This is a genomic window from Arthrobacter sp. CAL618 (genome assembly GCF_000468215.1).
In the GTDB taxonomy this organism is placed as follows: domain Bacteria; phylum Actinomycetota; class Actinomycetes; order Actinomycetales; family Micrococcaceae; genus Arthrobacter_D.
Genome location: NZ_ASZW01000115.1, coordinates 26,417 through 45,630, shown reverse-complemented (window position 1 = coordinate 45,630; position 19,214 = coordinate 26,417). Strand labels below are relative to the sequence as shown.

The window sequence follows — 19,214 nt, the reverse complement described above, 5'->3', positions numbered from 1 at the left end:
GCTCCCGGTCGCCCATCGGCGCCCCGTTCGACAACAACAAAATGACCAGCAGCTGACGTAGCTCAGCTGCACCCTGACTGAGGAGAAACCAATGACACATCACGTGAGGTCAATGCTAGATACCTTCCCCAAGGACCTCGGGGGAGTGGATAAGGAAAAGCTCGCTGAATGCATCGAGGCTTGCTTCGAATGTGCCCAGACCTGCACCGCGTGCGCGGATGCCTGCCTGAGCGAGGACATGGTCGCCGATCTAACGAAGTGCATCCGCACCAACCTGGACTGTGCCGATATTTGTGCGGCCACCGGCGCTGTCCTGACCCGTCGCACCGGGTACGACGCGGAACTTACCCGAGCCGTGCTCGAGGCCTGCCGTACGGCATGCAGAGCCTGCGCGGACGAGTGTGAACAGCACGCCGAGATGCACGATCACTGTCGGGTCTGTGCTGAGGCCTGCCGGCGCTGTGAGAAGGCGTGCGAGGAATTGTTGTCTTCGCTCGGTTAGACACCTTTTCCCTAACGGCGATCCAAGGAGCACTTGATGAATTCAGCAGAAAACACGCCAGGTAGTCACCCAGTAAGAGACTCCGGGTGCGAGCATCAGCAAACCGAACCCGGCCAACAGGAAACATCTTCCGCTAAAGACAATGCCCGGGACGGCCAGGACCACTCCAAGGGCGGCGGTTCAGGCAAGATGTATCTAAAGTTTGGCGTCATCCTCCTGATCAGTCTCGGACTGATGTGGGTGCTATCAATGTCGATGGTCCGGTCCATCGATCACTTCTACTTCAACCTAAGCAACTTCTGGATGGCGTTGTTAATGGTTGGGGCGATGGCAATCGTCATGGTCGTGGGCATGTGGTCGATGTTCAAGAACAAAAAGGCGAACATCGCCATGCTGGTCGGATTCGCCGTGCTCTTCGTGGGCGCTTTCTCCCTGGGGCGGACGGAAACCTTCGTCGGCAACGAAGAATTCCTGAAGTCAATGATTCCGCACCACTCCCGCGCCATCCTGGTCTGCCAGGAGTCGAACATCACGGATCCGGAAATAGTGGAACTGTGTGACGCGATTGTGGAGACCCAGCGGGAGGAAATCAGCCAAATGCAATCGATCCTCGATCGATACGCATCCGACTGACAAGGAACACAAGAAGTTGGGGCGCTCTCTGAAGTGAGGGCGCCCCTGTCTACTCACCCCGGTCGCGGTGAGTAACGATGCGGTAAAAACTGATTTTGACATATACCCCTAGGGGGTATACTTTGTGGTAACCGAGCGGGAAGTCCGAGCCCACAAATGGACCGCTTACTCCTTGAAGGTCCCTCACTGCGACTGCAGCCAGCGTGGATGACCCCGGGGTGACTGCACCCGCTGATTCTCGAATAACCATTCCTCGTATTTTGGAGACCCATCATGTGCGGCACTTCTCCGGATCTAACTCTGACTGATACATCATCTTCCGGATGCGCCTGCTGCGCCCCGCAGGACAGCAAAACTAAGACCGCTCCTGCAACTGGCAACATCAGCGCGAGTTTCGGTGTCGCCGGGTTGACCTGCGGTTCGTGCGCGTCCCGGGTGACCTCTGCAGTCGGCGCGATCGATGACGTCACCGATGTCCAGATTGATCTCGTGTCCGGCGGGACCTCCACGGTCACCGTCCTCAGCAACCAGACTGTTCCCGCGGCAGCAGTACGCTCCGCAGTCGAGCACGCCGGGTACCAGCTTTCTAACGCCTGATCTTTTCTCGGGTCCGGGACACGATCCCGTTTGACTGAAGGAAACCACCATGAAACGCCAGACCCCCGCGAACGACGAGACGCACGGCCAGGCCATGCCCACGACGGAACCGACCTCCGCGCTGGATGCCGACCAACACGAAGACCACGGTCACCAAACGCCCGCGGCGGATGCGGACCATGAGGTGCACTCCCACGGCGAGCATGCGGGACACTCCACCGCAATGTTCAAAAACAAGTTCTGGTTGAGCCTGATCCTTGCCGTTCCCGTGGTGCTGTTCAGCCACATGTTCGCCACGATCGTCGGCTACACGCCACCGGACTTCCCCGGTGCCATGTGGATCTCACCAGTCCTGGGCACCATCATTTTCTTCTACGGCGGCGCTCCGTTCCTCAAAGGCGGAGTAACGGAGCTCAAATCCCGGCAACCGGGCATGATGTTGCTGATCGCGATGGCCATCAGCGTCGCGTTCATCGCGTCCTGGATCACGACCCTCGGGATTGGAGATTTCAACCTCGACTTCTGGTGGGAACTCGCTCTGCTGGTCGTCATCATGCTGTTGGGGCATTGGATGGAAATGCGTGCCCTCGGCTCCGCCGCCGGTGCCCTTGACGCGTTGGCCGCGCTCCTACCGGATGAGGCAGACAAAGTCACCGACGCGGGAATTGAAACCGTCCCGGTGAGCTCGCTGGCCACTGGAGATGTCGTCCTGGTCCGGTCGGGGGCCCGGGTACCAGCAGACGGTGAGATCGTCGACGGGACAGCCGAGTTCGATGAGGCGATGATCACCGGTGAATCCCGCACCGTCCAACGGACAGTTGGTGAGACAGTGGTGGCCGGGACGGTAGCAACTGACAACGCGGTGCGGGTTAAGGTGACAGCCGTCGGATCGGACACCACCCTGGCAGGAATCCAGCGTCTGGTCGCTGAGGCGCAGGCATCCTCGTCGAAGGCCCAAGCGCTGGCCGACAGGGCGGCAGCACTGCTGTTTTACTTCGCTCTAGGCGCTGGCATCATCACGTTCATCGCCTGGTTTCTGCTGGGAAGCCCCGATGATGCGGTGATCCGTACCGTCACGGTGCTGGTCATCGCCTGCCCGCACGCCCTCGGGCTGGCCATCCCACTCGTGATCGCCATTTCGACCGAACGCGCGGCGAAGTCCGGGGTTCTGATCAAGAACAGGATGGCCCTGGAGCGCATGCGCACCGTCGACGTCGTCCTGTTCGACAAGACCGGAACCCTCACCGAAGGCCAACACGCAGTTACTGCTACCGTCACCTCCGGAGAAATGACTGAGGGGGAGCTATTGGCTCTAGCGTCAGCCGCGGAGTCCGACAGCGAGCATCCGGTCGCTCGGGCCATCGTTCAGGCTGCCGAGCATAATCAGGAATCGACGGCGTTCGGCTACCGAGGCAGCGGGTTTTCATCCATGACCGGGCGCGGTGTCCGGGCGACGGTCAACGGGTCCGAGATCACCGTTGGCGGGCCGAACATGCTCAAGGAACTTGGTTTGGAGACCCCCTCGGACATGATGGTCACCATTCAGGAATGGGTCGGTCGCGGCGCCTCTGTACTGCATGTGGTTCGCGACGGAGCTGTCATTGGTGCCGTGCGACTCGAGGACCGGGTCAGGGATGAGTCCCGGGCAGCTGTGAAAGCGCTGCAAGACCGGGGCGTGAAAGTTGCGATGATCACCGGGGACGCACGCCAGGTCGCGGACGCCGTCGGGACCGAGCTCGGCATTGATGAAATCTTCGCTGACGTGTTGCCTCAGGACAAGGACTCCAAGGTCGCCGAACTGCAGAACCGCGGACTGAAAGTGGCGATGGTCGGCGACGGCGTGAATGACGCCCCCGCGCTGGCCCGTGCTGAGGTCGGCATCGCCATCGGTGCTGGGACCGACGTCGCAATGGAATCCGCCGGCGTAGTCCTGGCGGGCAACGATCCACGATCAGTCCTGGCGATGATCGACCTATCCAGAGCCAGTTATCGGAAGATGATCCAGAACCTCGTCTGGGCCACCGGATACAACCTGATCGCTGTGCCGCTGGCCGCCGGCGTGCTGGCCTTCGCCGGTTTCGTTCTCTCGCCCGCGGCCGGAGCAGTGCTGATGAGTGTTTCAACCATCGTGGTCGCTTTGAATGCACAGTTACTGCGCAGGATCGACCTCAAGCCAGAACGCATCAGCACCTAGACACCCTGGAAGCGGGTAACGCGTCGGGCCACTGGCCAGCGCGTGGCGAAGCAGGAGGTGAGAGTGTTCCTGTCCCGCGGGCGCGCTGCCACCCGCTATCCTTCTAGGCTCCGCCCGCGTCACTATTGGCATCTTTTCCGCTAAGTAGGCCGGGGCGGTTCAACGGCAGTCTGATGGGTTTTGGCGGGCCGCAATAGCGAGTGAATGAGTGAAGTATCAGTGATCATTGAGAGAGGAACCTTGGAATGGGTGTAGTGCTGACGGTGGTGGGGGTCGCGATCATCCTGTTTGGGCTGATGGACATGTTCCATACCTTGCTGCATCCCAGCGGCCAGGGACGCCTCAGTGGGTTGGTGCTCTCCGGGGCGTGGCGTCTTTCGAAGCTGATGGGGCACCGTCTGGGCTCGGTCGTGGGTCCGGTGGCGATGGTCGCCGTGATTCTGTTGTGGGTGATGCTCCAAAGTGTCGGCTGGGCTCTGATTTACTACCCCCATATTCCGGACGGGTTCATGTACTCACCGGGTGTGGACCAGGCGTCTTACCCTGACTTTAACGAAGCGCTCTACGTATCCTTCGTTACTCTGTCCACCTTGGGCTACGGGGATGTCGTGGCTACTGATACATGGATCCGAGTGGCCTCTCCTCTGGAGGCGTTGACCGGCTTCGCCCTACTTACCGCAGCCTTGACCTGGTTCATTCAGATCTATCCGCCGCTGTCCCGACGTCGAGCTTTGGCACTGGAGATTAAAGGCCTGGCTGATACGGGTTACGCCGAGGCGATCAGGGAGATGGACGCAGCCACCGTCTCCCGGGTCCTGGACTCCCTCACTGCTGAGGTAGTGAAGGTCCGTCTGGACTACATGCATCACACCGAGGGATTCTACTTCCAAGAGCAGAGCCCCGAACTCGCCCTGTCCCGTCAACTACCGTATGTGCTACGTCTGCGTGATGCGGCTTTGGAGCGGCAGGAGGCAGTGGTGCGGCTGAGCGCCCTGCGACTGTCTCTGGCGCTTGACCAGCTCGGGGCTGAACTCAAGGAGAGTTTCCTGCACACCGGGAACAACCTCGAAGAGATCTTCGACGCGTACGCTACCGAACACGGACAGCGCCCCCGCACCTAAAGCCCCAATCGATTCGGTGAATATACGAGGAACCTCAGTCCAGAAGACGACAGATTTCGCGGGCGCCGGCGGCCTGCTCAGGCGTGGGTGAGGGAACCTAGTAATCGGTCATTGGAATCGATGGACGAAAGGCAGCGGTGATGAGCAGCAGGGAAAAGGCATGGACGTTCTGTGCCTTGCCGCGCGCTGGCGTGACCTTCTTAGGACTCATCGCCCTCGTCGTCGGGATCCTGGCTTTGCATGTCTGGATGGGCGGTGACGGACCTTCAACAAGCGGTTCCTTAGCGCAGGGTGCTAGGTGTGGCGGCCCACTAGTGGAAGATCGTAGTGCGCTGCGACATGGGCGAAGTCCGGATCAGGGCCTAGGTTCTCGGATGACAGCTGGCGCAGATCGTTGGACCCAGGAGGCAACCCGTTATCGAAGCGGCGGTCCCAATATGCCCAGCAACGGCCGAAAAGCGTTTTAGACGCGAATGAGATGCCCAACGCCTCGGAACCGTCATCGAGCAGCTGCTGCCTAATCACCTTGGCAAGAAGTGTCGTTACAGCCCGGTTCCCGGCACTAATGGACCCGGCTGTAAGTACTTGCAGTACCTCGGTCATCCCCGCCATCGTGGGGGCCAGTCTTTCGAGTGCCGCGAGCGTGTTGGGATGGTCCATCTTGACCCACGGGTCAAGGCCTCTCAGGAGGCAGACTGGGGTGTCGGTCTCGGCCGTGGCCGTTTGGAAGGTACATCGGCGAGGACGATATTCACCACACGTTTACCACACGGAAACGATGAAATACGGTGACATGTCATGGTTTTTGCAAATCGACAAAACCGTCTAGATTCCGCGGATTTTTGGCACAATGCGAGGTTTTGGCAGGCATAGAAATAGGCCGTCCCCTGAAAAAAGGTCAGCGGTTCAATTCCCCTAAGCTCCACTTTCAAGGATCTTCATCCCAGTAGCTGTGCCGGAGGAATGCCACGCGCGGTCAACGACGCGGCCGCCCCGCCTGTCCTTGGCCCAGGACGAAACTTATCCCCTCAATTCGGCGGCGGCGAAGGAGACAGCGAAGCGTTCGCACCAGATACTGACCGAGCTATAGGCGGCCAGATCTACCCCGGACGGGATGGCGTAGTTGTGGTTGCCTTTGTTGGCTTTGAGAGCACCCAGGTCAAGGTAGGCACCGTCGTCAAAGACATGCCACCCGTCAACTCCCTCGATTACGGGGGCGTCGGTAAGCCACACCCGAAGGTCCGGGCCGTCGGAGGTGTCCAGGCCTTCGAACCTCAGGATCTGGCTCCCGTCGGCGAGTTCAATGATCTTCGCGGTACCGGTGCTGGCATGTTCGTGACTGATCAGGTCACCCGTAAGAAGTTCACGAGGAGCGATCGGGGAGGGCTCAACCGATGGCTGGGAGGGCTCAACCGATGGCTGCCCGGATTGGGCGGGCGCAGAGGTGAAAGTCTCCGTAACGGAAGGAATGTCCTCGGTCACGGTTGAACTTGTGAATATCCGCCACGGCTGGAACAGATACAACCCGACGGCAACAACCGCGAAGGCCAACAGGACCACAATCGGAACAACAATGCGTCTGTTCATGCCTTTCCAACGATCGTGTCGATGCCCAAGTTCCGGTTAGAACCGGGCATGGCCACGGTCTTGGTGTTCAGGACTGGCCAGCTGGGGCATCGATCGTGGCACTTGGCAGAAACCAGTCGATTCGGGTGGTCTCACGCACGGCCTCGAGGGGAATCAGTAAACACTATCCGGACGTCCAAGGGCGCTTTTCTTGACACCAGCGCGCGTCAATGGAATTATCTCGTGCATTCACTGTAAACGTTTACAACACTCGAGGGAGAGCGTTGGTCCGGGTCACTATCACGCAGGTTGCCGTACATGCCGGTGTGTCCGTTGCGTCTGCTTCACGGGCGTTGAACGGTCAAATCGCGAGCGCCAAGACCATAGCCAAGGTGCAGCAAGCCGCCGAAGAACTCGGGTATGTTGCCGACGCGACGGCGCAGTCGCTGAAGCTGGGTCGCACGAACCAGCTCGCCTACGCTGTCGCCGACATCGGCAACCCCGTCTACGTCGAGATGATGACCGCGATCGAACGCGTCGTCTCCGCTTCCGGCTACCGGCTGGTGCTGTCATCGACGGGCACGTCCTCCTCATCCGTCGACGTGGTGCGGGACCTCGGCAGAGGATATGTCGACGGCATGATCCTCTCGCCACTACGCGTCACGGATGAACTCCTCGCAGCACTCGCAAAAACACCGACGCCGGTCGTCGTCCTCGGACGGTTGCCTGACAGCGCCAAATTGGACACCGTGCGCGCCGATTCGATCACAGCTATGCGCCTTCTCGTAGACCACCTCGTCGAGGAGGGTCGGGGGGATGTCGTGTTCGTGAACGGTCCCAGCGACACCACCCCGGGCGCCCTCCGACGCGATGGGTTTGCTGCTGCGGTCGCTGCGCACCCGGCCATCTCGGCGCGCAGCGTCGGCGCGGACGACTTCACTATCGCGGCGGGCTACGCCGCAGCGCTCCAGGTCCTACAGGAACGCCCGCGTCCTGACGCTATCGTCGCGGCGAATGACCTGATCGGCATCGGCTCAATCCAAGCAGCTACAGACCTCGGGCTGACCGTCCCCGGCGATATTGCGATCACCGGCGTCGACAACACCGAACTAGCAGGAGTTATTCGCCCAGGTCTCACCAGCGTCGACCTCGGCGCAGAAGAACGTGGTCGCGTCGCGGCGCAGTTGCTGCTCGCGCGGATCGTGGAACCGAATCGTCCAGCACATACAGTTACCGTCGCACCTTCGCTGGTCGTCCGCGGATCATCCCTCGCGCGCAGTCAGGACCCCGCCGCATCACCTCCCAGCCACCGCACCGAAGCCATTGATTTCAACGACGAGAGGGCCGCCCGATGAGCACTAGCGCCACAAAGGCCCCGCGCGAGGTGAAGAAGACACCGCGCGCAGTGAACCGGGTCGGTTACCGCGCTCGCGCGCAACGTCGAGAAGCCATCGGCCTGGTGGTTCCGGCGCTCCTTCCAATCATCATTTTCTCCGTCATCCCGCTGGTGAGCGGTGTAGCTCTCGGCTTCACCGATGCCACGCTGAGGCGGAATGCCGAGATTAACTTCATCGGTTTCGGAAACTTCATCGAACTCCTCGGCGATCACCGCTTCTGGGGATCGTTTGGAATCGGCATTGTCTGGGCAGGGTCGGTCGCGCTCCTCACCCTCATCTGCGCGATGGGTCTGGCCCTCCTGCTAAACAGCGATTTGCGCCTGAAGGGTCTCACCAGGGTGCTGGCCCTGATCCCTTGGGCGATGCCGCCGGTGGTCATTGCGATCGTGTGGCGGATGATCTACAACCCCAATTCGGGTCCACTCAACGGAGTGCTCGAATCGGTCGGCATCCCGGGCGTCAACTGGCTCGGTGACTTCTCGACGGCGTTGCCCGCAGTGATCGTCGTTGGTGTCTGGGCGGGCATCCCGCAAACAACCGTGCTGCTGCTGGCGGGGATGCAGTCGGTCTCATCCGAGCAGCATGAGGCTGCGGCGGTCGACGGCGCCGGCGCGTTCCGCCGGTTTTGGCACATCACCCTCCCCTCCCTTCGCCCCATCATTTTTGCGGTGACAGCCCTCGACTTTATCTGGCAGTTCAACTCCTTTGGCCTCATCTATGTCCTCACCGAGGGCGGTCCCGGAGGTCGCACGATGATTCCACCACTGTTCACCTATCTGGAAGCCTTCCGTAACCGTGAAATCGGATACGCCTCGGCGATGGGCGACGTACTCGTGATCGCGATCATGCTGATCCTGTCGCTTTACCTCGTCAATCAGTTCCGCCAGACGAAGGGAGCACGCTCATGAATTTCAAGCGTCCCTGGTACGCGACCGTGCTGATGTACACCGCCTTGACGGCGTTTCTCCTCTTTCTCGGCTTCCCGCTGCTGTGGCTGCTGTCCGCCTCGTTCAAGTCGTCGGCGGAACTGAACTCGCTCGCCGTCAACCTCTTGCCGGCCGTATGGGACTTCAGCAATTACGGTTCCGCTTTGGAGCGCCAGAACCTATTGCCAGCGGCTGGCAACTCCTTGATGGTGTCGCTTGCAACGATGATAATCACGGTGCTGCTGTCGATGCCGATGGCTTACGCCCTCGCTCGCCTCAAGGGGCGGCTGCGCGCCGCTGGCACAATCTGGATCCTTACCAGCCAGGTATTCCCATCGATCCTCATCATCATCCCGTTGTTTCTGGTGCTGCGTTCGATCGGCCTCAACGACACTTTGCTAGGTCTGATCCTGGTGTATGTCACCTTCACCTTGCCCTTCACCCTGTGGATGCTGCAGGGCTATGTGGCGGCGATCCCGGTCGAACTTGAGGAAGCCGGTGAAATGGATGGGGCCTCCCGCATCACGATCCTGCGGACGATCATCCTCCCGCTGCTGGCACCGGGACTTGTTGCGACGGCCATGTTCACCTTCGTCTCGGCCTGGAACGAGTTTTTCCTCGCGCTCGTCCTATTGCAGAGTCCGGAGCTCTATACGCTTCCAATCGCCCTGCGTTCGTTCCTGGGCGCCGAAGGACAGACGCAGCTAGGCCCACTGGCCGCCGGGGCGATCCTCGCGACGATTCCGTCGCTCATCATTTTCACCATCCTGCAGAAGAAGCTGACCGGCGGAATGCTCGCCGGTGCAGTCAAAGGCTGAACCTGCCCATTAGAGAATCACCAAGCGCATCACAACTAGAAAGGCGAGCATCATGAAAAAAATCCGAGGCATAGGCGTCGTCGCGTTCGCGGGCGTAGCCGCTCTCGCCCTGAGCGGTTGCCAGCAGGGCAGTGCAAGCAATGGATCGGACGGGGACGAAGGTGGCGCAGTCACACTCCAGTTCCAGTCGCTGTCCGACCAGCCCGCTACTCAGGACGCCGTGAAGTCGATCGTCGACGAGTGGAACGGGGAGAATGAAGATGTTCAGGTCGAGATCGTCCAGGCCGGATGGGACGGGACATTCGACAAGCTCATCACCCAGTTCACCGGCGGAACGGCGCCAGACATCATTCACTACGAGGCGAGCTCCATAGTCTCCTTCGCGTCCGACGGCTACCTTGCCGATCTGACCGACCACATCGACGACGATCTGAAGGCCGACATCTCAGAGGGCATCTGGGATTCCGTTACCCAGGACGGCGAGATTATCGCGTACCCGTCGACACTGCAGTCATACATGGTCTTCGCCAACGCCGACCTTCTCGAGGCCGCGGGTGTGGAGATGCCCAGCGGCGACACCATGACGTGGGAGGAACTGCGGGAGATCGCCCAAGCGACGACCACGGGCGGCAACTACGGCCTCGGATGGGGTCTTGGATCGCCGACGGCGACGATGATGAGTCTCTCGCTCGGCTTCGACGGCGGCTACTTCGAGGGCGAAGGCACCGATGCATCTATCGAGGTCGGTGACGCCGAGCTCGCTGTACCGGAGCTCATCCATGAGATGACCTACACCGACGAATCAGTCGAGCCCACGTCGCTAACGCAGTCCGGATCGGAGGTGCTGGCGTCGTTCTACGGCGGCAAGGTGGCGATGACCGTGCAGGGCTCGTTCCAGGCCACGAACATCGCCAACGACGCCCCGGAGGGTCTTAACTGGGTCGCGTTGCCTCCGCTTGAGGGTTCAGCCGGTGCCATCCAGGCCGCGAATCCGCAGACCTATTCGGTGAATATCGATTCGGAGTATGTGGAGGAGTCGGCCGAGTTCCTCAACTTCTTCACAAGCGGCGAGAACCTGGCTCAGATTGCCTACGCCGATGCGCTCATCCCGTCGTCCGACTCGGCCCGGGCCGAGGTTGAAACGCTGGCAGCGGACAACCCCGCCTGGACCCAGGTGCTGGCATCCGGAGACGGCCTCGAGGGACCCCCGTTCCTCAAGGTGGAGAAGTACACGGAGTGGAAGGACACCATCGCCACGCCCGCCTTCCAGCAGTACCTGGCCGACCAGATCACCCGCGAAGAGCTGGCCACCCAGCTGACCGACGGCTGGACTGACATCGCCGACTGATGATGCGCGGGGGTGAGCCACCGGTTCACCCCCGCCACGTCGTCGCTATCAGAGGCAATCAAGGAGAGAGAATGAACGTGTTACAGGATCGAGTGGCCGGGGTACTCGCGGGCGCTGCCGTGGGAGACGCGCTGGGTGGTGCGACGGAGGGCTGGACCCCCGAACAGATCGAGGAGCGACACGGCGGCCGGGTCGAGGGCATCGTTGGTCCCTTCCTCGCCGACTGGAGGACCGCGCGACCGATCGCGCCGTACCACAAGGGTGATGGGCATATCACTGACGACACCCTCATGACCCACGCACTCGTAGAGGTGTACGCCAAACGGCGCCGTCACCTCGACGCCTACGACGTCGCGGGCGATCTGGTACCGCTGATGATCGGTGAGCGTCGATGGGTTCCCGAGCTCGAGGATCAGGCCCTCATCCTGCAGCGCGTCTTTCTCGCCGAGAAGTGGATCGTTGCGAAACTGCACTACGGCCACGCCGACCCCCGCGAGGCGGGCGTTGGCAACATCGTCAACTGTGGCGCCACCATGTACATGGCTCCCGTCGGGCTCGTGCACATTGGCGACCCGCGCAGCGCTTACGCGGAGGCCATCGACATCGCCGGAGCGCACCAGTCATCTTACGGACGCGAGGCCGCAGGTGTGTTCGCAGCAGCTGTGGCAGCATCCGCGGCCCCCGGTGCGACCGTCGCCGAGGTGAGGGAAGCTGTGCTGTCTGTCGCTCACGACGGAACCGCCGCAGCGATCCGCGCCGTGTTTGATGCGGTAGACGCCTTCATTGCAGACGGAGGATCGGATGATCCGCGCGACCTCGCACGGATTGTGCGTGCCGCTGTTGCGCCATTCGACACGGTGGGCGACCAGTACCGTGCTCCGGCGATGGATGCACGTCTACCTTCGCGTACCAAGTCAATCGAAGAGCTGCCCGTCGCTCTCGGTTTCGTTGTCGCCCGAGACGGCGACCTTCGTGCAGCGGTGCTCGACGCCGTCAACTACGGCCGTGACTCCGACTCAATTGCGACGATGGCCGGCGCTATCTGCGGTGGCCTCCACGGCATCGGCGCCGTGCCCACCGACTGGGTCGCGGATGTCACCACCGCCAGCCGCCTGGATCTCGACGGAGTGGTGGCTTCGATGACGGAAGTGGTGCGCGATGTCGCGCGGGCAGATGCCGACCGCGCCGCACAGCGGGCTGCGGCGTTGGAATCCTTGCTCGGCCCGGACAACGCGGCGTGAGACTGACCTGGGCGCAGCCGGAGGACCTAGTCGCGGCTGAGCTCGTCGCTCTTCGGGAACAGGGTGTCGCGGAGAACGACATCGCTCCGATCGAGCAGCGATGGGCGAAGGCCGGGGGGTCGACTCGACTTGCGCCATCGGGGGCAAGTAACGAAGCCGCTCCACCAGAGGTGCGAGCCTTTGCCCGGACGGTGCTCGATGAGCTGCAGACCCTGCAGGCGCCGAGTGCCAAAGAACCGGACGAATGGGTCGATATCGTCGCGCTACTCCCGCCGGTCGTGCCGGTCCCGAGCGCGTCCGTGGCGTCCGCGCGGGTGCACGGAGCGTGGCTGGGCCGCTCGGCGGGATGCCTGCTGGGTAAGCCCGTGGAGAAGATCCCCCGCGAAGGCATTGAGGAGATCGCACGAGCAACCGGGAACTGGCCGATCCAGACCTATTTCACCGCAGTGGGGCTCCCCGGAAATATCGCGGAGCGCTGGCCATGGAACCGCCGCTCCGCGCCGACATCGCTCGTGGAGAACATCGACGGGATGCCCGAAGACGACGACCTGAACTTCCCCATCCTTATGCTTGATCTGGTTGAGGCTCACGGCCAGAACCTGACGACCGAGCACATCGCGGGGGCGTGGCTGGCGGCACTGCCCGCAGGCAGGGTCTTCACCGCCGAACGCGCGGCTTACCGGAACCTCCTCGACGCTCGGACTGTGCCGGACACCGCACGGCATCACAATCCGTTTCGGGAATGGATTGGTGCTCTCATCCGGGCCGACGTGCACGGCTGGGTGCATCCCGGAGATGTGCGCGCCGCCGCTGCATCGGCTTGGACCGACGCGCGGCTCAGCCATTCCCGCAACGGTATCTACGGCGAGATGTGGGCCGCTGCGCTGTGTTCCGCATCGCTCACCGAGGCCTCGGCCGATCACGTGCTGGATGCTGCCGATACGGTTGTGCCACCAGCATCGCGTCTCGCCGCCGCGGTGCATGTCGGCCGGAAGACCGGCCGCGCCCTCGCCAACGGTTCGCTGACCGTCGATGCGGCACTCAATGCACTCCATACGGAGTTCAAGGGCATGCACTGGGTGCACACCCTCAACAACGCCGCGCTCACGGCGTGCGCCATCCAGGCCTACGGCGACGACTTCGGTGCCGCCATCTCGCTCGCCGTCGCAGGCGGATGGGACACCGACTCGGTCGGCGCGACCGTCGGTTCAGTCGTCGGCGGGCTGATCGGGGCCGATGCAATAGGTGAGGCCTGGACCGCGCCGCTCAAGGACCGCATAGCTACCTCTCTCCCCGGTGATGCGGAGCGATCCATTCGTCAGCTCGCTGAGCGTACCTACCAGTTGTCGAAGGGAACATCATGAGTGTCGTCATCGTCGGCAGCATCAACCAGGACATCGTCGCGCGCGTCAACCGGATCCCCCGGCCGGGGGAGACCGTCCTCGCATCAACACTGGTGCGCACCGGCGGCGGTAAGGGTGCCAACCAGGCGGTAGCNCCCGCCGCGCGGGCGGCGCATCCGTCGCTTTCGTCGGCGCCGTCGGCACGGACCCTGACGGAGAGATGCTCCGAGAGGCCCTCCTCGCAGACGATATTGACGTCTCCGGCCTGTCACAGGTCGACGGGCCCAGCGGTACGGCACTGATTTCAGTCGACGCGGCAGCAGAGAACACCATCGTCGTCGTGCCCGGTGCAAATGCTGTGCCTACTTCCCTCACCACGGCGCAACGCGACCTCGTGAACGCCGCAAACGTCGTGTTGACGCAGCTGGAAGTTCCGACTGCGCTGGTGCTGGATGCTGCGGCCGCCCGTAACAACCAGGCCTGGCACCTTCTCAATGCAGCACCATCAGCACCGTTCGTCACCGACGGTGCTGCACTGCTGCTGTCGGTCGACGTGCTGATCGTGAACGAGCACGAGGCCCTCGACGCCGCCGGAGTAGATGACCTCGACACCGCTGTCACGGCACTCGCGTCGCGGGTGCGCGCACTCGTTGTGACGCTCGGCCGACACGGCTCGCTCGTTGTCTGCGGGGACGAACGCGCGGACGTGCCCGCATTCGCCGCTGACCCCATCGACACGACCGGTGCTGGCGACACCTTCTGTGGAGTGTTCGCAGCGACCCTCGACGCCTCTGGCCGTTCACCGGGGACCGTGGACATCCCCCTGCTCCTGCAAGCCGCTCGCGGCNCGGCGGAGCGGCTGCCGCAGCGCTTGCCGTTGCCCGATCCGGAGCTCAGGACGCGGTACCGACGGCGAGCGAAGTGTCAGCCTTCATCGAAAGGACCAACGCATGAGCGGCGGTTTCGACCCATTGCATCCCCGCGAACTGGATCTGCCCAGTCGGGTGCCGCTGGATACGGACCTGTTGAGTGGAGACGCAGCAATTGCGCTCGACGACGCGAAGATATTCGCGGCCCCGGCCGATCCAGACAATCTGACTCAGTGGAGAACCCAGCTCACTGCGTGGCGAGACGGAGCGCGGGAGCGACACGGCGAGCCCACCCGGTACGACGACGACGCCTCAGCTTGGGCGAGCCGGTGCTTCACCGTGGCGCAGGTCTGGCTGTGGGACGAATTGTTCTTCGACTTCGAGTCGCAGCGGTTCACGCCCGAGCGTTTCCTGGCCGACGGCCGCGAGCGGTTCGGTGGCCTTGATGGCCTGGTCTTGTGGCACGCGTATCCCGTGATCGGCATCGATGACCGCAACCAATGGGACTTCTACAATGTGCCCGGTCTTGCCGAAGCAGCAGCGGTCCTGCGCGCCGCGGGGGTCGCCGTGTTCCTGGACTACAACCCCTGGGACACGGGAACGCGCCGAGCTGGCGACGACGCGGACGAGCTCGCAGACGCAGTACGCCGCCTGGGGGCGGACGGCGTCTTCCTCGACACGCTGAAGAAGGCGGACCCAGCGCTTGTCGCGGCCCTGGATGCAGCGCGCCCCGGCATCGGCCTTGAGGGTGAGTCGAAGCTCGCGACCGAGCGAATCGCCGACCACACGCTGTCCTGGGCCCAATGGTTCGCCGACTCCGAGACTCCGGGCGTCCTTCGCGCGCGATGGTTTGAGCGCCGCCACATGCAGCACCACATTCGTCGGTGGCACCGGGACCACGCCGAGGAGCTCCGATCGGCCTGGCTCAACGGGGTCGGAATCATGGTCTGGGAGGTCGTTTTCGGGGCGTGGGTCGGCTGGAATGACCGGGATGCCTCGACCTTGCGCCGCATGCTTCCTGTCCAGCGGGGGTTCCATCGCTGGCTCATCGACGGCGAGTGGACGCCGCTGACGGTTGTCGACGGCCCGATTGTCGGGTCAACCTTCGAGCTCGATGGTGTCACCCTGCTGCTCCTGGCGAACACGTCGGACGCGGACGCCGAGTACCATGTGGCTAGCCGCGGCTGGTTGGCGCTGCACCCCGGCGACACAGCCGACCTGATCACCGTGCCCGCGAACGGAATCGCCGCTGCGGTGCAGGTCGGTACCGAGACCGTGGTCCCCACAGCAATCGACACTGTCCGCTCTGCTCTCAGCGGCGAAACCGGGAAGCGTGATGCGTCCTTCCGGCACCGCACCGCACGTCGCGTCAGCGCACCTCGCTGGGATGGTCCGGTTACACCGGTATCCGTGCCCACTGTCACGGTACCGGCTGGCGAGCATACGCTGACCGTCCGGTTCCGGATGCGTGAGACCGGAATGTACAACGGGGCACCCTACGTCGACGAGTGGAAGCCTCTCCCCCCGCGGCTCCATGACCCTCGCACGCTGGAACGCTCCGTCGTCGTCGCGCATCCGGTTCAGGTCGCGGTGGCTGAGGTGAGTGAGGCCGAATATGCCAGCTTCCTCGATGCGATCGGCGAGTACACAGACGCTCGCGACCCCGAACGTCCCGTGACCAATGTGACGTTGTCCCGCGCCCGCGAATACGCGGCCTGGGTTGGCGGGCGTCTCCCCTCCGAGGACGAGTGGCAGCTGGCTGCGACACGGGCGGGCTTTCTCCGCCGGACTCCTGCAGTGTGGAACTGGACCGAGTCCGAGCACTCCGATGGCCGTACCCGCTTCGTCATGCTCAAGGGTGGGAGCGCCCACCGCAGCGAGGGCTCGGACTGGTACTTCGACGGCGGTCTCCAACATCCGGAGTTCAGCGCGAAACTTCTGCTGGCCGGGCTTGGTCAGGATGCTTCCGACTCCATCGGTTTCCGTATCTGCACTGATCAGATAGCCGACGGCCGGATCACAGGCCAGGAGGAAACCCGATGAGTCCCCTGAACGGCCTGCGGGTCGTGGATGCCTCCACGCTCTTTGCCGGTCCGATGGCAGCGATGCACCTGGGGGATATGGGTGCCGATGTCGTCAAGGTCGAGCATCCGAACCGGCCTGATCCGGCGCGCGGTCATGGACCAAGCAAGGATGGGCAGAACCTGTGGTGGAAGACCCTCGGCCGCAACAAGCGCACTGTGGCGATCGATCTGCACACGGAGGGCGGGCGCGACGCATTTTTGCGTCTCGCCCAGACCGCGGACGTCGTGATCGAAAACTTCCGCCCCGGCACGCTTGAGCGCTGGGGGCTGGACTACGCCACGCTGTCTGCGGACAATCCGGGGCTTGTCCTGGCCCGTGTCACCGGGTTCGGGCAGATCGGTCCGTACAAGGATCGGCCGGGGTTCGGGACCCTCGCTGAGGCGATGAGTGGGTTCGCGTCGTCCACCGGGGAACCGGACGGGCCGCCGACACTTCCGCCGTTTGGGCTCGCGGATGGCGTCGCTTCCCTTGCGACCGCCTATGCGGTCATGGTCGCTCTGCACGCCCGTGACCGCGACGGGAAAGGCCAGGAGGTCGACGTCGCGATCATCGAACCGATCCTCGCGATGCTTGGCCCGCAGATCACGCGTTGGGATCAATTGGGAACCGTGCAACCGCGTACGGGAAACCGTTCCGTCAACAACGCGCCGCGCAACGCGTATCGCACCAAGGACGGGTCCTGGGTTGCTGTGTCGACGAGTGCGCAGTCAATCGCGGAGCGCGTCGTAGCTCTCGTCGGCCGGCCCGAACTGGCCGACGAGGCGTGGTTCGCCACCGGTGCGACCCGTGCCGAGCACGCCGACCTTCTCGACGACGCCGTCGGCTCGTGGATCGCCCGACACTCGCGAGACGAAGTCATCGCTGCGTTCGAGGCCGCCGAAGCCGCGGTGGCTCCTATCTATGACCCCTCCGAGATCGTCGCCGATCCGCAGTTCAACGCTCTCGGAACGATCCACCGCATCAACGACGCCGACCTCGGCGATATGGCCATGCAGGGACCGCTGTTTCGGATGTCTCGAGATGAAGCGACGATTGCATTTACAGGGAGGGCTCATGGCGCCGATACGGAGGCTGTGCTGACCGAGCTGGGTTACACCGCCAGCGAACTCACGGCGCTGCGCGAGGACGGAAGCATCCGATGAGCCAACCAATCATTGTCGCGCTCTACGCGCCGGCCGACAGGCCCGAACGGTTCGGCAAGGCGCTGCGCGCGGGAGCGGATGCGGTCATTGTCGACCTCGAAGACGCCGTCACCGCATCGCGCAAGGCGGGTGCCCGTGCGGCGCTGACAGAATTCGCGGCGCATTGGGAGGCCTGCGGCGATCAGGCCCCCGCCGTGCAGGTGCGGCTGAATGCTGTCGGATCTTCGGCGCACGAAGCCGACCTTAGCGCGGTCGACGCGCTTCCGCTGGCATTCGGGGTGCGGTTACCGAAGACGCAGACGGCGGAGGACATCACCGCCCTCCGCACAGCAATGCCTGGGCGCCAGGTGCATGCACTTCTCGAGACTGCGCTGTCGATCGAGCGGGCGTTCGAGATCGCCGGCTCAGGAGTTTCCACTATTGCAACCGGTGAGGCGGACCTGCGTGCCGCGCTCGGGGTTCCCGCCGGCCCCGCCGGAGAAGCGGGGCTTGCCTGGTCACGCAGTCGCGTCGTGAATGCGGCAGCCGCAGCAGGCCTCCCCTCGCCTCTGATGGCCGTCTACGCCGATGTCGTCGACGTCGACGGACTGGAGGCTAGTTGCCGCGCAGGGCGCGCCCTCGGCTTTTCTGGACGCACCGCGGTGCATCCACGGCAGCTTGACGTCATCCGCCGCGTCTTCACCCCGGATGCCTCGGAGGTGGCTCGAGCAAAAAACATCGTGGATCGCGTGCGCGACGCCGCCGCTGACGGGACCGGAGCCTTCGTGCTGCAGGATGGCACTTTCCTTGACGTCGCAATGGTGCGTGCCGCCGAGCGGATAATCGCCCTCGCCGGGAGCGAGTCGGATCCCCAAAATCGACCGCATGAGTGATTTTGACCGGACCGGTCTAACGCTGATGGGGCGGGTGCTGGACAGGCACTCTTTGCTTGCAGCGGTGGAACTGCCACACTTCCGATATGGAAAACGCACAGTGGTGGTCGAAGCTGCTGCCCTCGACGCGAGACTGGCTGATCGCGAACAACGGTGACAGGGTGCCCGCGCACATTATTGAAGAGATCCGGCAGGCGGGAGGGCCGATCCCCTCTGAGACTGGACCGACCGATGAAGGTCAGGCCTCGGACGGCTATTACCCAGATGAGGTCATCGACTGGATCGAGGCAGCCAGCAACGACGAAGGCCTTCCCTGCCCCTGCGGTAGGAGCGCCTGATAGTGTGCTTGGTTCCACGCACATCGCCCGAAAGGTGACAGCATGGCCAAGGACGCACCACACCCGTTATACATCGTTTCGTTCTTCTTCTCGGCGGCCCTATTTGCAGCCTGGGACCCCTTTACGTGGTGGCGAGCGATCGCTGCCGTCTACTTTCTAGGCCTCGGCTGCTACGCGGCGTTCGTGTTCCTGCGGCATCGAAAACAGGAACGACGGCGGCTC

19 protein-coding genes are annotated in these 19,214 nt (G+C 63.1%); 17 read left to right on the top strand and 2 right to left on the bottom strand.

From position 1 onward, the window contains the following. Positions 1-91: 91 nt before the first annotated feature. The 5 genes from K728_RS0107400 to K728_RS0107380 all read left to right on the top strand — a co-directional run bounded on the left by K728_RS0107400 (position 92) and on the right by K728_RS0107380 (position 5,047). Positions 92-502, top strand: coding sequence for a four-helix bundle copper-binding protein (locus K728_RS0107400; protein ID WP_024476322.1), 411 nt, complete (start codon positions 92-94; stop codon positions 500-502). Positions 503-538: 36 nt separating this feature from the next. Next, a complete protein-coding gene (locus K728_RS0107395; RefSeq protein WP_116777970.1) occupies positions 539-1,135 on the top strand; it encodes a DUF305 domain-containing protein in 597 nt (198 codons plus the stop codon). 273 nt (positions 1,136-1,408) lie between these two features. After that, positions 1,409-1,732: a heavy-metal-associated domain-containing protein gene (locus K728_RS22355; RefSeq protein WP_024476321.1), complete on the top strand. Its 324-nt coding sequence runs from the start codon at positions 1,409-1,411 to the stop codon at positions 1,730-1,732. A 49-nt stretch (positions 1,733-1,781) separates the two neighbouring features. Beyond that, positions 1,782-3,926 (top strand): heavy metal translocating P-type ATPase, encoded by a 2,145-nt coding sequence (locus K728_RS0107385; protein ID WP_019484083.1) that lies wholly within the window; start codon positions 1,782-1,784, stop codon positions 3,924-3,926. 245 nt (positions 3,927-4,171) lie between these two features. Beyond that, a complete protein-coding gene (locus tag K728_RS0107380) occupies positions 4,172-5,047 on the top strand; it encodes a potassium channel family protein (protein WP_019484084.1) in 876 nt (291 codons plus the stop codon). A gap of 294 nt (positions 5,048-5,341) precedes the next feature. Here K728_RS0107380 and K728_RS20100 read toward each other — a convergent pair whose 3' ends face one another. Then, positions 5,342-5,707 carry a hypothetical protein gene (locus K728_RS20100; RefSeq protein ID WP_019484085.1) on the bottom strand — a complete coding sequence of 122 codons (366 nt, stop codon included), beginning with the start codon at positions 5,705-5,707 and terminating at the stop codon, positions 5,342-5,344. A gap of 360 nt (positions 5,708-6,067) precedes the next feature. Continuing rightward, positions 6,068-6,634: a DM13 domain-containing protein gene (locus K728_RS0107370; protein WP_019484086.1), complete on the bottom strand. Its 567-nt coding sequence runs from the start codon at positions 6,632-6,634 to the stop codon at positions 6,068-6,070. Between the two features lie 209 nt (positions 6,635-6,843). Here K728_RS0107370 and K728_RS0107365 point away from each other — a divergent pair, with 209 nt between their 5' ends. From K728_RS0107365 to K728_RS0107310, 12 genes are all read left to right on the top strand, one after another. Then, positions 6,844-7,968, top strand: coding sequence for a LacI family DNA-binding transcriptional regulator (locus K728_RS0107365; RefSeq protein ID WP_116777969.1), 1,125 nt, complete (start codon positions 6,844-6,846; stop codon positions 7,966-7,968). Then, complete coding sequence (locus tag K728_RS0107360; RefSeq protein WP_024476320.1) at positions 7,965-8,918, top strand: carbohydrate ABC transporter permease; 954 nt, start codon at positions 7,965-7,967, stop codon at positions 8,916-8,918. The genes K728_RS0107365 and K728_RS0107360 overlap by 4 nt, the downstream gene beginning before the upstream one ends. Continuing rightward, positions 8,915-9,754: a carbohydrate ABC transporter permease gene (locus tag K728_RS0107355; RefSeq protein ID WP_019484089.1), complete on the top strand. Its 840-nt coding sequence runs from the start codon at positions 8,915-8,917 to the stop codon at positions 9,752-9,754. Before K728_RS0107360 ends, K728_RS0107355 begins: the two co-directional genes overlap by 4 nt. Before the next feature lie 52 nt (positions 9,755-9,806). Next, entirely contained in the window at positions 9,807-11,102 is a 1,296-nt protein-coding gene (locus K728_RS0107350) for an ABC transporter substrate-binding protein (protein ID WP_019484090.1), read from the top strand. A gap of 71 nt (positions 11,103-11,173) precedes the next feature. Beyond that, a complete protein-coding gene (locus K728_RS0107345; protein WP_019484091.1) occupies positions 11,174-12,343 on the top strand; it encodes an ADP-ribosylglycohydrolase family protein in 1,170 nt (389 codons plus the stop codon). Further along, entirely contained in the window at positions 12,340-13,707 is a 1,368-nt protein-coding gene (locus K728_RS0107340) for an ADP-ribosylglycohydrolase family protein (RefSeq protein ID WP_019484092.1), read from the top strand. Before K728_RS0107345 ends, K728_RS0107340 begins: the two co-directional genes overlap by 4 nt. Further along, positions 13,704-13,988, top strand: a complete 285-nt coding sequence (locus K728_RS23155; RefSeq protein ID WP_024476319.1) for a PfkB family carbohydrate kinase — start codon at positions 13,704-13,706, stop codon at positions 13,986-13,988. Before K728_RS0107340 ends, K728_RS23155 begins: the two co-directional genes overlap by 4 nt. Further along, positions 13,907-15,001 carry a PfkB family carbohydrate kinase gene (locus K728_RS20525; RefSeq protein WP_237742107.1) on the top strand — a complete coding sequence of 365 codons (1,095 nt, stop codon included), beginning with the start codon at positions 13,907-13,909 and terminating at the stop codon, positions 14,999-15,001. The genes K728_RS23155 and K728_RS20525 overlap by 82 nt, the downstream gene beginning before the upstream one ends. Continuing rightward, positions 14,895-16,598: an SUMF1/EgtB/PvdO family nonheme iron enzyme gene (locus K728_RS0107325; RefSeq protein WP_237742106.1), complete on the top strand. Its 1,704-nt coding sequence runs from the start codon at positions 14,895-14,897 to the stop codon at positions 16,596-16,598. Before K728_RS20525 ends, K728_RS0107325 begins: the two co-directional genes overlap by 107 nt. Beyond that, positions 16,595-17,782: a CaiB/BaiF CoA transferase family protein gene (locus K728_RS0107320; protein WP_019484095.1), complete on the top strand. Its 1,188-nt coding sequence runs from the start codon at positions 16,595-16,597 to the stop codon at positions 17,780-17,782. The genes K728_RS0107325 and K728_RS0107320 overlap by 4 nt, the downstream gene beginning before the upstream one ends. Next, positions 17,779-18,654, top strand: a complete 876-nt coding sequence (locus tag K728_RS0107315; protein ID WP_019484096.1) for an HpcH/HpaI aldolase/citrate lyase family protein — start codon at positions 17,779-17,781, stop codon at positions 18,652-18,654. Before K728_RS0107320 ends, K728_RS0107315 begins: the two co-directional genes overlap by 4 nt. A gap of 86 nt (positions 18,655-18,740) precedes the next feature. Further along, complete coding sequence (locus tag K728_RS0107310) at positions 18,741-18,992, top strand: hypothetical protein (protein WP_019484097.1); 252 nt, start codon at positions 18,741-18,743, stop codon at positions 18,990-18,992. Positions 18,993-19,214 lie beyond the last annotated feature (222 nt).

Bases quoted from the DNA above. Each gene is read 5' to 3' on its own strand.
- K728_RS0107400 (WP_024476322.1), top strand. From the start codon at position 92: ATGACACATCACGTGAGGTCAATGCTAGATACCTTCCCCAAGGACCTC.
- K728_RS0107395 (WP_116777970.1), top strand. From the start codon at position 539: ATGAATTCAGCAGAAAACACGCCAGGTAGTCACCCAGTAAGAGACTCC.
- K728_RS22355 (WP_024476321.1), top strand. From the start codon at position 1,409: ATGTGCGGCACTTCTCCGGATCTAACTCTGACTGATACATCATCTTCC.
- K728_RS0107385 (WP_019484083.1), top strand. From the start codon at position 1,782: ATGAAACGCCAGACCCCCGCGAACGACGAGACGCACGGCCAGGCCATG.
- K728_RS0107380 (WP_019484084.1), top strand. From the start codon at position 4,172: ATGGGTGTAGTGCTGACGGTGGTGGGGGTCGCGATCATCCTGTTTGGG.
- K728_RS20100 (WP_019484085.1), bottom strand. From the start codon at position 5,707: ATGGACCATCCCAACACGCTCGCGGCACTCGAAAGACTGGCCCCCACG.
- K728_RS0107370 (WP_019484086.1), bottom strand. From the start codon at position 6,634: ATGAACAGACGCATTGTTGTTCCGATTGTGGTCCTGTTGGCCTTCGCG.
- K728_RS0107365 (WP_116777969.1), top strand. From the start codon at position 6,844: ATGGAATTATCTCGTGCATTCACTGTAAACGTTTACAACACTCGAGGG.
- K728_RS0107360 (WP_024476320.1), top strand. From the start codon at position 7,965: ATGAGCACTAGCGCCACAAAGGCCCCGCGCGAGGTGAAGAAGACACCG.
- K728_RS0107355 (WP_019484089.1), top strand. From the start codon at position 8,915: ATGAATTTCAAGCGTCCCTGGTACGCGACCGTGCTGATGTACACCGCC.
- K728_RS0107350 (WP_019484090.1), top strand. From the start codon at position 9,807: ATGAAAAAAATCCGAGGCATAGGCGTCGTCGCGTTCGCGGGCGTAGCC.
- K728_RS0107345 (WP_019484091.1), top strand. From the start codon at position 11,174: ATGAACGTGTTACAGGATCGAGTGGCCGGGGTACTCGCGGGCGCTGCC.
- K728_RS0107320 (WP_019484095.1), top strand. From the start codon at position 16,595: ATGAGTCCCCTGAACGGCCTGCGGGTCGTGGATGCCTCCACGCTCTTT.
- K728_RS0107315 (WP_019484096.1), top strand. From the start codon at position 17,779: ATGAGCCAACCAATCATTGTCGCGCTCTACGCGCCGGCCGACAGGCCC.
- K728_RS0107310 (WP_019484097.1), top strand. From the start codon at position 18,741: ATGGAAAACGCACAGTGGTGGTCGAAGCTGCTGCCCTCGACGCGAGAC.